This window comes from Pseudoalteromonas tetraodonis, from assembly GCF_002310835.1.
GTDB classification, from domain to species: Bacteria; Pseudomonadota; Gammaproteobacteria; order Enterobacterales; family Alteromonadaceae; genus Pseudoalteromonas; species Pseudoalteromonas tetraodonis.
Genome location: NZ_CP011041.1, coordinates 614309 through 626360, shown reverse-complemented (window position 1 = coordinate 626360; position 12052 = coordinate 614309). Strand labels below are relative to the sequence as shown.

The 12052-nt window shown below is 40.4% G+C and carries 12 protein-coding genes; 4 read left to right on the top strand and 8 right to left on the bottom strand.

Annotation, left to right across the window (positions count from 1 at the left end):
• The first annotated feature begins 384 nt into the window (after positions 1 to 384).
• Positions 385 to 1698: a peptidoglycan DD-metalloendopeptidase family protein gene (locus PTET_RS02920; protein ID WP_013464133.1), complete on the top strand. Its 1314-nt coding sequence runs from the start codon at positions 385 to 387 to the stop codon at positions 1696 to 1698.
• An 81-nt stretch (positions 1699 to 1779) separates the two neighbouring features.
• Here PTET_RS02920 and PTET_RS19015 read toward each other — a convergent pair whose 3' ends face one another.
• The 5 genes from PTET_RS19015 to PTET_RS02900 form a co-directional block, all read right to left on the bottom strand.
• A complete protein-coding gene (locus PTET_RS19015; protein ID WP_013464132.1) occupies positions 1780 to 1956 on the bottom strand; it encodes a hypothetical protein in 177 nt (58 codons plus the stop codon).
• Between the two features lie 56 nt (positions 1957 to 2012).
• Complete coding sequence (locus tag PTET_RS02915; RefSeq protein WP_016900618.1) at positions 2013 to 2984, bottom strand: aldo/keto reductase; 972 nt, start codon at positions 2982 to 2984, stop codon at positions 2013 to 2015.
• Positions 2985 to 3120: 136 nt separating this feature from the next.
• Positions 3121 to 4251, bottom strand: a complete 1131-nt coding sequence (locus tag PTET_RS02910; RefSeq protein WP_013464130.1) for a sodium ion-translocating decarboxylase subunit beta — start codon at positions 4249 to 4251, stop codon at positions 3121 to 3123.
• 14 nt (positions 4252 to 4265) lie between these two features.
• A complete protein-coding gene (oadA, locus tag PTET_RS02905) occupies positions 4266 to 6047 on the bottom strand; it encodes a sodium-extruding oxaloacetate decarboxylase subunit alpha (RefSeq protein WP_016900617.1) in 1782 nt (593 codons plus the stop codon).
• A 12-nt stretch (positions 6048 to 6059) separates the two neighbouring features.
• Positions 6060 to 6305 carry an OadG family protein gene (locus tag PTET_RS02900; RefSeq protein ID WP_013464128.1) on the bottom strand — a complete coding sequence of 82 codons (246 nt, stop codon included), beginning with the start codon at positions 6303 to 6305 and terminating at the stop codon, positions 6060 to 6062.
• 522 nt (positions 6306 to 6827) lie between these two features.
• Here PTET_RS02900 and PTET_RS02895 point away from each other — a divergent pair.
• From PTET_RS02895 to PTET_RS02885, 3 genes are all read left to right on the top strand, one after another.
• A complete protein-coding gene (locus tag PTET_RS02895; protein ID WP_002961939.1) occupies positions 6828 to 7001 on the top strand; it encodes a DUF1328 domain-containing protein in 174 nt (57 codons plus the stop codon).
• Between the two features lie 47 nt (positions 7002 to 7048).
• Positions 7049 to 7240 carry a hypothetical protein gene (locus PTET_RS02890; protein ID WP_013464127.1) on the top strand — a complete coding sequence of 64 codons (192 nt, stop codon included), beginning with the start codon at positions 7049 to 7051 and terminating at the stop codon, positions 7238 to 7240.
• Positions 7241 to 7409: 169 nt separating this feature from the next.
• Positions 7410 to 7877, top strand: a complete 468-nt coding sequence (locus PTET_RS02885; protein WP_008115132.1) for a YcxB family protein — start codon at positions 7410 to 7412, stop codon at positions 7875 to 7877.
• Between the two features lie 55 nt (positions 7878 to 7932).
• Here PTET_RS02885 and csrA read toward each other — a convergent pair whose 3' ends face one another.
• The 3 genes from csrA to alaS form a co-directional block, all read right to left on the bottom strand.
• Positions 7933 to 8124: a carbon storage regulator CsrA gene (csrA, locus tag PTET_RS02880; RefSeq protein WP_004587515.1), complete on the bottom strand. Its 192-nt coding sequence runs from the start codon at positions 8122 to 8124 to the stop codon at positions 7933 to 7935.
• A 90-nt stretch (positions 8125 to 8214) separates the two neighbouring features.
• Positions 8215 to 9432 carry an aspartate kinase gene (locus tag PTET_RS02875; protein WP_058154208.1) on the bottom strand — a complete coding sequence of 406 codons (1218 nt, stop codon included), beginning with the start codon at positions 9430 to 9432 and terminating at the stop codon, positions 8215 to 8217.
• Between the two features lie 6 nt (positions 9433 to 9438).
• The gene (alaS, locus tag PTET_RS02870) at positions 9439 to 12039 is read right to left on the bottom strand and encodes an alanine--tRNA ligase (RefSeq protein WP_024601254.1); all 2601 of its coding nucleotides are present in this window, start codon (positions 12037 to 12039) and stop codon (positions 9439 to 9441) included.
• Positions 12040 to 12052 lie beyond the last annotated feature (13 nt).

Genomic DNA, 12052 nt, shown 5'->3' with positions numbered 1-12052 from the left:
AATTTCCACCTAATTAGAACAACTTTTTTAACTAATCGCAGCACCAACTAAAATGCAGGGTGTACGTTCTAAAAGGGGATATAAACGAGCGATTAATAATACGCCAAAAGTGTTTATCACAAACTAAAAACAGTTTACAAATTAATCACTTCTCGTAATTAAACCGTTTTATAAGCTAATTTAACATTATGATGAAAAAGCAAAGTATCCAAGAATATAAAATAGTGTAACAGTTCAACTTTAAACACAAACAGCCTGAATACCCTATGATTTTAGCCTAATTTAACTCGAGTTTAAATCTACAAAATACTAGTATTCACAGATTATTCGTTATATCCTGCAATATAACCTATTTATTATCTTGACAGCAGAAAAAGGCACGTTATGGTTCACGTGGTTAACACGCTCCCCAAAAAACACAAAATGCTTATTCTAGGTTTGGTTTCTGCTATTGTTGCCTTAGCCTTTCTTCCTTCTGAAAAAGCCACTGCATCCAAAGACAATAGTGAAAACACACTAGAAATTGGTAAGCGCTATGAATTACAAATTAAAGTAGGTGAGAACGAAAAACTCACTGACCTTAATTCAGAGCAGGCAGCACAAAAACTTCCAGAATATGATTTTGTCGATCACCAAGTTAAAAATGGTGACAACTTAGCGATTATTTTTAAGCGTGCCGGTTTTTCTGCGCAAACGCTGCATAAACTTGTAAACACCAACGCTGAAACACGTAAGCTAACTAAAATTCACCCAGGTGAAACGTTAAGCTTTGCTACCGCCGAAGACGGTTCATTAGCTCAATTACGCTACGTTATTTCTAAAACGGATACGCTATTCGTCACACTTAATGACGAAGGCCAATACGACACCTCAATTGACAGCAAAGAAATAGAAACACTGAGCAAAACAGCCGGTGGGGAAATTTCAAGTAGCTTTTGGACCTCTGCAATTGCAGCAGGTTTAAGTGAACGCCAAATCATGAACTTTGCCGATATATTTGGTTGGGACGTCGATTTTGCTAACGACATTCGCAAGGGTGATGAATTTGGCTTAATTTATGAGTCTCATTTTGTTGACGGTGAGTTTATTGGCACCGGTAAAATTATTGCCGCTGAATTTATAAACCAAGGTGAGCGTTACACCGCTATTCGTCACACAGACGGTAACTTTTACACCCCTGAAGGCCGTAGTATGAAAAAAGCCTTTTTGCGTGCGCCTGTTAATTTCAAATATATTAGTTCAAGCTTTAACCCTCGCCGCCTACACCCTGTTACAGGACAAGTGAAAGCACATCGCGGCATTGATTACGCTGCACGCACAGGCACGCCAGTTGTATCATCGGGTAATGGTAAAGTAATTAAAGCAGGCTATAGCAAATATAATGGTAATTACGTATTTATTAGCCATGGTACTCAATATGTTACTAAGTACTTACACCTTAACAAGCGCTTAGTCAGAACAGGGCAAAAGGTAAAACAGGGAGAAAAAATAGGTACTGTTGGCTCAACTGGTCGTGTAACCGGTGCGCATTTACATTATGAGTTTTTGGTTAACGGCGTTCACCGTAACCCTAAAACCGTAAAACTACCTAAGTCTGAACCATTACCTCGTTCAGAGCTTGCTAAATTTAAGCCTATTGCTGATAACTTTATCGCGCAACTAGAGCGTAATCGTGAGCTACAACTAGCACTTAGATAACCACTTCACTGATTAAATAAAAAAGCCTTTGTTGGGGTTACCCGCAAAGGCTTTTTTGTGTGTGATATTTAAGTTTCAATCTTAATTTACAAGTACATAAATTAGCTGCACAACCAAAGATATCATGACTAATGGCCAAATATACTTGCTGTATTTGGTAGCACCCTCTAGCCCCATTTTACTTTGGTACTTTTCTAGCAAAGGAATAATGATCACCAAAGCAATCACTAAGCTAATTAAAATGACAAATATATTCATATCAACACCTTTGTATTATACCAATTCGTTTAAATAATATTGAAACGGGTATTAACTTACGGCAAAGCGCAGCCTTTCGCGCTAATATATAACTCATACCAATGCTCTCGACTTAAGTTAATATTAATTGCATCACTCGATGCCTTAATACGATCTACATTAGTTGTGCCTATAATTGGCTGGATCGATGCAGGATGGCGAAGTAGCCATGCCAATACAATAGCTTCTGCACTTGTGCCATATAAAACGGCAAGCTTACTAACTAAAATACTCGTGTTTACATCCGCTTGTGACGCTTTTGATAGGTCACCGCCTGAGTATAAACCTTGGCACAAACTGCCCCAACTCTGAATTTGAATGTCATGCTCACGACAATACTCAACACACCCTGGGGTAAAGTTAATATCTTTACCATCGGCATTACCTACATAAATGCCCTCATCAACCCACTGATGTTTTTGTAAACTGGCCTCTATTTGATTTGCCACAATTGGCATATCTAAAGCGCGCTGCAAAAACCTTATTTGATGTTGAGACATATTAGAAACTGCAAAATGACGCACTTTGCCACTTTCTTTTAAACAGCTAAATATTTGCGCAACTTCCTCCACCTCCATTAATGGATCGGGGCGATGCAACATAAGCACATCTAAGTAGTCGGTATTTAATCGTTTAAGTGAGCCCTCAACAGAACGCTCAATCCAATCAGCAGAAAAATCATAACGCTGCGGGTTTTTCTCATCAGCAAAGCGAATACCACACTTAGACTGAATATACATTTGTTCTCTGAGCTCAGGACGCTCAGCCAACGCTTTACCAAAAACGTGCTCAGCTTTGCCTAAGGTATAAATATCAGCGTGATCAAAAAAGTTAATCCCGCTTTCAAATGCTGCGTCTATGCATGAATGAGCTTGCTTTAAGTGCCCACTGTTGATGGCGTCTTTATTCCAAGCACCTCCTAAACCCATACAACCAAATACAAGCTTACTAACCTTGGGTAAATATTTTGCCAGCGGAGTGTGTAACATTTGACAGCCCTTTTAAAAAATGAAGAGTGATTACTTTAAACAAAAAACCCTATACAAGAAACCGCTTAATCTAAAACATTAAATTTTAGGCAAAAAAAAGCGCAGTAAACTGCGCTAATGGTTGGATTAAATATTACTAGCCAACAAGTGCTAATAAAATACCTGCAGCAACAGCACTTCCCAGTACGCCAGCTACATTAGGCCCCATGGCATGCATCAGTAAAAAGTTGTGCGGGTTATTTTCAAGACCGACTTTATTAACTACACGAGCCGCCATAGGAACAGCCGATACACCCGCTGCACCAATTAATGGATTAATTGGGGTTTTTGAAATTTTATTTAAGCCTTTTGCCATAAATACACCTGAGGCCGTACCAATAGCAAACGCCATTGCGCCCAGCACTAAAATACCAATGGTTTCCACTGTTAAGAACTGCTCGGCAGCAAGCTTAGAGCCTACCGCTAGTCCTAGAAATATGGTGGTTATATTAATAATTTCGTTTTGAGCACTGTTACTTAGCCTATCGACCACACCCGACTCACGCATTAAGTTACCTAAACAAAACATACCAACCAGTGGAATGGCGGCTGGTAAAAAGAGCGCAGTTAAAGTGAGTACCATCAGCGGAAAAATAATTTTTTCCTTTTTTGATACTTTACGCAGTTCTGGCATTTGAATTTTACGTTCTTCAGGCGTTGTAAACGCACGCATGATAGGCGGCTGAATAATAGGAACCAACGCCATGTACGAGTACGCAGCCACTGCTATAGCACCTAATAAATCAGGTGCCAGCTTTGACGCTAAAAAGATAGCGGTTGGCCCATCAGCGCCACCAATAATGGCAATTGCTGACGCATCTTGTAAACTAAACTCAAACCCTGGAATAAAGTTAAGTAAAATAGCCCCAAATAAGGTAGCAAAAATACCAAACTGCGCCGCAGCACCTAATAACAACATACGCGGATTTGCAATTAAGGCACTAAAGTCAGTGAGCGCGCCCACTCCCATAAATATTAATAACGGAAAAATTCCGGTATCAATACCTACATAGTAAACATAATAAAGTAAGCCACCAGGGTCAGATAAGCCCGCCACAGGAATATTAGTTAAAATAGCCCCAAAACCAATGGGCAGTAATAGTAGCGGCTCAAAGTTTTTAACTATAGCTAAAAATAATAACAAACAACCAACGGCAATCATGATCAGCCCAGGAAATGTAAAGTTAGCAATGCCTGTGGCATGCCAGAGGTTTAAAATACCATCCATCCTCTAATTACTCCTTAAGCTAATGCAATCATTGCATCGCCGGTTGACACTGAATCACCTTCAGAGACAAGCACGTCTGCAATTGTACCGGTATGCATGGCGCGTACTTCGGTTTCCATTTTCATGGCTTCCATAATAATCACCACATCACCTTCATTTACTACCTGACCTGGCTTTACTTTAATTTTAAAGATATTACCGGCAAGTGGCGCATTAAGAGTTTCACCTGAAGCAACTGATGCCGACTGTGGAATATGCTCAGAGTCTTTTAGCGTCACCTCTTTAAGCTCACCGCCTTGAGCAACCACGACATCGTATACTTTGCCATCTACTTTAACGCTGTATTGCTCAGCCTTAACGCCTTTATTGTTTGCCGCTGATTTTTCAGGTGCTTTATTGGAGCTATCATCAGCGCTAGGAACAGGTTCAAATGCGTCAGGGTTATTGCGGTTTTTAATAAACTTCAAACCAATTTGTGGGAATAAGGCATACGTGAGCACATCATCAATTTGCTCATCAGCAAGCGTTAAGCCTTGCTCTTGCGCAAGTTTACTTAATTCAGCCTCAAGCGTTTCAAGTTCAGGTTTGATCACATCTGCAGGGCGACAGGTAATTGCTTCGCTGCCATCAAGTACACGCTCTTGAAGCTCTTTATTCATTGGTGCAGGTGTTGAACCATACTCACCTTTTAATACGCCAGCAGTTTCTTTGGTAATGGTTTTATAACGCTCACCAGTGAGTACATTTAATACCGCTTGAGTACCAACAATTTGTGAGGTAGGTGTAACGAGTGGAATAAAGCCTAAATCTTCACGTACTCGTGGAATTTCAAGTAATACTTCGTTTAGTTTATCAGCAGCGCCTTGCTCTTTAAGCTGATTTTCCATGTTAGTTAACATACCACCTGGCACTTGGGCTAATAAAATTCGGCCATCAACACCTTTTAAACTGCCTTCAAACGCAGCGTACTTTTTACGTACGTCTCTAAAGTAAGCTGCAATTTCTTCAAGGTGGTTTAAATCAAGCCCAGTATCACGCTCAGTACCTTCCACGATTGCAGCAATTGTTTCAGTTGCTGAATGACCATAAGTCATACTCATAGACGATACAGCCGTATCGAGCATATCAATACCGGCATCAATCGCTTTTTGATACGTTGCGGTACTTAAACCCGTTGTTGCATGACATTGCATGGCAATAGGAATTGAAACCGTTTCTTTTAAGCCTTTAATCAGTTTTTCTGCATCGTAAGGCTTAAGCAATCCCGCCATATCTTTAATACAAATTGAATGGCAACCTAATTCTTCAAGCTGCTTAGCAAGTGTTAGCCACATATCCAATGTGTGTACTGGGCTTACCGTGTAAGAAATCGTACCTTGGGCATGCGCACCTACTTTAACCGCCGCTTTTATGGCAGTTTCTAAGTTACGTACATCATTCATGGCATCAAAAATACGAAATACGTCTACGCCATTTTTGTGTGCGCGCTCAACAAACTTTTCAACAACGTCATCAGCATAATGGCGATACCCCAATAAGTTTTGACCGCGAAGTAACATTTGCTGGGGTGTATTTGGCATCGCCTTTTTAAGCGCACGAATACGTTCCCAAGGATCTTCGCCTAAATAACGAATACATGAGTCAAAGGTAGCCCCACCCCAAGACTCTATAGACCAATAACCTGCGTCATCAATTTTTTTTGCAATAGGTAACATGTCGTCTAATCGCATGCGGGTAGCTAAAAGCGACTGATGTGCGTCTCGAAGTACGAGCTCTGTTATTTTTAATTTAGCCATTGGTATGCTCCTCTAATTATTATTTGTTTTGTACTGAGCAATGGCAGCACTAATTGCAGCGATGTGCTCATTTGGCACACCTTGAGATTTAAAAGATGGTGTTCTCTGTGATACTTCAAGTTCTGGCTGAGAAAATTTGCTAGCCAGCTTAGACATAACTGTCACTGCACCAATCAATAAAGAAAGAAATACAAACACCCCCACCATACCGGTTAGCATTAAATTGCCTGCAGTTGTGAGCAAAGCCCCTATATCCATAATTCTCCCCTGTTCAAAACTGAATACATAAAAAGTCAGTTTATTTAAATAAATATTCACCAATAGTAACAAAAACTATTCTTTTGTCTACACATTGTAAATTGGTAAAACCAATTAATCTAAAAGTAACATATCACCAATAAGGTTAACACCACCTAAAATAGCTTATTTAACCTATATATATAGATGGTAAAAATGTTCGTTATAAACAAAGAATATATAAAAACCCTAATATTCTGTAAAAACACATAAAAATATACCTAATGAGCTAATCCACTAAAAACTGCCAAAGCAAATGTTAATTGGTCTTACCAAAATAACGGCTGTAAAAACTATTTATTATCTCATCAGACACCACTGTGAATAAGTTACAGATAAAACCGTAAAAATTACCAACCTAATATAAAACCAAACTGAAAAAGATAAGTTAAACCGTTGATTTAAAACAAAATAAAATACTGGCATATTACTCGCTTATATAAAAACAACACTTTAACACTTAGATAAATCAAGGAGATGACAATGTTACGCTGGACAATTACATTTTTGGTGATCGCACTAATCGCAGCCGTTTTAGGATTTGGTGGTATTGCAGGAGCCGCAGCAGGAATTGCTAAGATCATATTTTTTATCTTTTTAGTTTTACTGGTTATTTCACTTGTCTCTGGCGCTTTACGTGGTAAAAGCCCCAGGTAGATAAGAAACAACGAACTTTTTTAAATTTATATACAAGGAATTACATTATGAAATCATCAACACTTAAAGCAGCAGCTATTGGCCTATTCGCAAGTGCATTTATTATGGGTTGTGAAGACAATCATGCAGAAGAAGCCGGTGAACGCATCGACGAAGCCGTGACAGATGTTCAAAATAAAGTAGAAGATGCCTGTGAAGAAGTAAAAGAAGGTGTCAACGCTGAAGAAACAAATTGCTAATTCAGCCCCTTTTTAAAGAGCGACCATTTGGTCGCTTTTTTTGTGTTTAGTACTAGTCGCCAAGTTGCTACCCATTAATTATAAACTCTGAACTATTAATTCTTTTTAAGCTGCGCATTTACCACATAGCTTGCTAAAATGATAAAAAATAGCTTTTAAGTATAGATGCATGGTATTTACGACAACCTATAAACTCGATAAACCTTACTTTTATGAATGCTTCGACCAATCGCTGCCTTATAGTAAACGCGCGCAACCTAAATATTTTTTATTAGCACTGCTTGTTGTATTGGGATTATTTGGTATTTATGGTTTAGGAGATCATTACCTAGGTACATTTTTGCTGATGCTAGCCCTACTCGAATGCATCGCCTTTTACTATCGCCGCCCATGGTGGGTTACCAGGCAAATGCTAAGCAGAGCGTCTGGTTCTGAAGTCACTCTCACCTTCGACGAAGACGGAATAAAATCAACCAATCATTACAAAAATTACCAGTTAGCTTGGCACGACATTAACGAAATTATTACTACAGATTGTGGACTATTGTTAAAAAGTAAAAGCGGTATGCAATACATTTCTAAGGCAATACTCGACGAAGAAACGATTGATTTTATAAACAAAAAAGCCACTCAATGAGTGGCTTTTACAAATGTCATAGTTATATTAACTAGCACATTTTATACTATGTTGATTAAGCATTGCCCGGATTAGGGTTAGACTTTTCAGCTTGTATGCGCATGTAAATTTCTTCACGATGAACTGATACGTCTTTAGGTGCGTTAACACCGATACGAACTTGATTTCCTTTAACACCTAGAACAGTAACGGTTACTTCGTCACCAATCATAAGGGTCTCGCCTACTCTACGAGTTAGTATTAGCATTCTCTTGCTCCCATGTTCCAATAAAATTATAAGATTCCGCACAAACATTTTAATTAAAATTAGACTAAAAAGTAAGTAAAAACTCTCAATCTATTCATTTTCTGTTAAAAATGTCTTATGTAATGCACGAACAGCCAGCTCTAGGTATTTTTCATCTATTAAAACTGAAATTTTGATCTCTGAGGTGGCAACAAACATCACATCAATGTTTTCTTGTGCTAGCGAATCAAAAAATAAACTCGCTACCCCGGAATGAGATTTCATCCCCATACCCACCGCTGACACTTTCGCCACATTGGTCAATCCGTCAATTGCATGTGCGTCAAATTGCTGTTGCTCAGCCGTTAACAAATCAAGTGCGTTTAAGTAATCATTTAAATGCACAGTAAAAGCATAGTCGACTTTTTCAACTTTATGATTAATTTGATTAATCATATCTATTTCGATGCCATTATCAGCAAAAAGTTTCAAAACTTTTGCAAGATGTTTGGTGCCTTGCGGCATTCCATGCACCTTAATTAAGCACTCATCTCGATTAAATGCAATACCCGATACGACATTGCTTGTCACGTCGCTCTCCTCAAAACTAATTAACGTGCCTTCATCGGGTTTAAAGCTAGATAACACCCGCAGAGGAACATTGTGTTTACCAGCAGATTCTACAGAGCGAATATGTAATACTTTAGCGCCTAAACTTGCCAGCTCAAGCATTTCAGCAAAGGTAACATGACTTAAACGTCGTGCGTTAGGTTCCACACGCGGGTCTGTAGTATATACGCCATCAACATCGGTATAGATCTGACACTCATCGGCTTTTATTGCACCAGCAATTTCAACCGCTGAGGTATCGGTGCCACCACGGCCAAGCGTGGTCACGTTGCCCTCAATATCGCGCCCCTGAAAGCCGGCAATAATAGCAATACGGTTATGTTCAAGTTCATGTTTTAAACGCGTTGCCGCAACTTCTTCTACACGGGCTTTACCGAACATGTTATCGGTTAATATATTCACTTGATCGGCTAGTAAGCTTACCGCTGAATGGCCGCGTTTAATAATGGCCATCGCTAATAAAGCGATAGAGACTTGTTCACCGGTACTCAGTAATACATCGAGTTCACGACTACTCGGGCGAGAGTCGATTTGTTTGGCAAGATTAATTAAGCGATTGGTTTCTCCCGACATTGCCGAAAGCACCACCACCACTTGGTGGCCTTGTTGCTTGGTTTTAACAACAAGGTCGGCGACCGCTTCAATACGCTCTATTGAGCCTACCGAAGTGCCGCCAAATTTTTGAACTATAAGTGCCACTTAAGCTTAAGTACGCTCAGTTAACCAAGCTGTTACGCTATCAAGTGCTGCAGTTAAATTTTGTGGCTCAGAACCACCCGCTTGCGCCATATCTGGACGACCGCCGCCTTTACCACCGACTTGGCCTGCCATGTGATTAACTAACTCACCCGCTTTTACTTTGCCAGTTAAGTCTTTAGTTACACCCGCAATTAGGCTTACTTTGTCGCCGCTGGCAACACCTAAGGCAATAACACCTGAGCCAATTTTATTTTTAAGGTCATCAACCATACCGCGAAGCGCTTTTGATTCTGTGCCCTCAACGTTGGCCACTAACAATTTAACCCCGTTAATTTCAACCACTGAATCAAGTAACGATGCACCTGCCGCACTGGCTAGTTTATCGTTAAGCTGGGCAACTTGTTTTTCAAGCCCTTTCGACTTTTCAAGCAAGGCAGTTACTTTTTCAAGCACTGACGCATTGTCACCTTTTACAAGCGCTGCAACATCAGCTAATTGTTGCTCTTGCTCGCTTACAAAAGCAATTGCCTCTGCACCTGTTACCGCTTCAATTCGACGAACACCAGCAGCAATACCGCTTTCAGATACAATTTTGAATAAACCAATGTCACCCGCACGCTCTACGTGTGTACCACCACAAAGCTCGATTGAGTAATCACCAATAGTCACAACGCGTACTTCGTCATCGTACTTTTCGCCAAACAGTGCCATTGCACCTTTTGCTTTAGCATCATCAATTGCCATTAGCTCAGTGTTAAGAGCAAAGTTACGACGAATTTCGTCATTCACTACGCGCTCAATTTCGCGCAGTTCTTGTTTGGTCACCGCTTCAAAATGTGAGAAGTCAAAACGCAGACGATCTGGCTGCACAAGTGAGCCTTTTTGCGATACGTGCTCACCTAAAAGCTGACGCAGTGCTTCATGCAAAATATGCGTAGCGGTGTGATTTTTCTTAATGCTGTCACGGCGCGCATCGTCAATAGTTGCATCCACTTTATCGTTAACGCCAATACGCCCTTGAACTGTTCCATGGTGAGCAAAAGCATTACCCAGTTTAGTGGTATTAGTCACCACAAACTCACCGCCGGCTACTGTGATTGTTCCGCTATCACCAATTTGGCCGCCTGATTCAGCGTAAAACGGAGTACGGTCTAAAACAATAATACCTTGTTGACCATCTTCAAGTAATGATACAGCTTCGCCACCAGCAAAAATTTCTACCACTGTGCCACTGTAATGAGTGCTATCGTAGCCTTTAAAGTCAGTGTGCTTGTCTGATTTTAATTGGTCATTGTAATCAGCCCCAAACTTACCCGCTTGTTGCGCAGTTTTACGTTGTACTGCCATGCATGCTTCAAAACCTTGATGGTCAATCGTCATCTGGCGCTCACGCGCAACATCGGCTGTTAAATCAGCAGGGAAACCATAGGTATCGTAAAGCTTAAATACTAAGTCACCCGGGATCACATCCCCGGTTAAATCACTTAAGCTTTCTTCTAAAATAGCTAAACCACGCTCAAGCGTTTTACCAAACTGCTCTTCTTCAATACGTAGTACTTTTTCAATAATTTCTTGTTGCTTAGCAAGCTCTGGGTACGCTTGACCCATTTGCTCAATAAGTGCAGCAACCAATTTATAGAAAAACGCGCCTTTAGCACCTAACTTATTACCGTGACGTACTGCACGACGAATAATACGACGCAATACATAACCACGGCCTTCATTTGATGGCATAACCCCATCTGAAATTAAAAATGCACACGAACGAATATGATCGGCTACCACGCGAAGTGATTTATCATCCATATCTTGTGCATTGGTAACGCTTGCAGCGGCCGCAATTAAGCCTTGGAATAAGTCGATTTCGTAGTTTGAATGCACACCTTGTAAAATAGCTGAAATACGCTCAAGGCCCATACCTGTATCAACAGATTGCTTAGGAAGTGGCTCCATAGTCCCGTCGCTTTGACGGTTGTATTGCATAAATACTAAGTTCCAAATTTCAATGAAACGGTCACCATCTTCTTCAGGTGTGCCCGGAGGACCGCCCCAAATATGCTCGCCATGATCATAAAATATTTCAGAACATGGACCACAAGGACCCGTATCACCCATAGACCAAAAGTTATCGCTCGTTGCAATACGAATAATACGATCTTCAGGTAAGCCTATATCGTTAGCCCAGTAGCCAAAGGCTTCTTCGTCATCATGGTAAATGGTTACTAACAGCTTTTCTTTTGGTAGTTTTACAACCTCAGTTAAAAACTCCCACGCAAATTTAATTGCATCTTGCTTAAAGTAATCACCAAAGCTGAAATTACCTAGCATTTCAAAAAAGGTATGGTGACGTGCTGTGTAACCTACGTTTTCTAAATCGTTATGTTTACCACCAGCACGCACACAACGCTGCGAACTGGTTGCGCGTGTGTAAGGGCGGCTTTCAGCGCCTAAAAATACATCTTTAAATTGCACCATACCGGCATTATTAAATAACAACGTGGCATCGTTACCCGGTATAAGCGAACTAGAAGGAACAACTTGGTGTTGCTTGCTGGCAAAAAAGTCTAAAAACTGTTGCCTAATTTGTGCGGTAGTCATGTGCTGCATGTGAAAGTCTCAC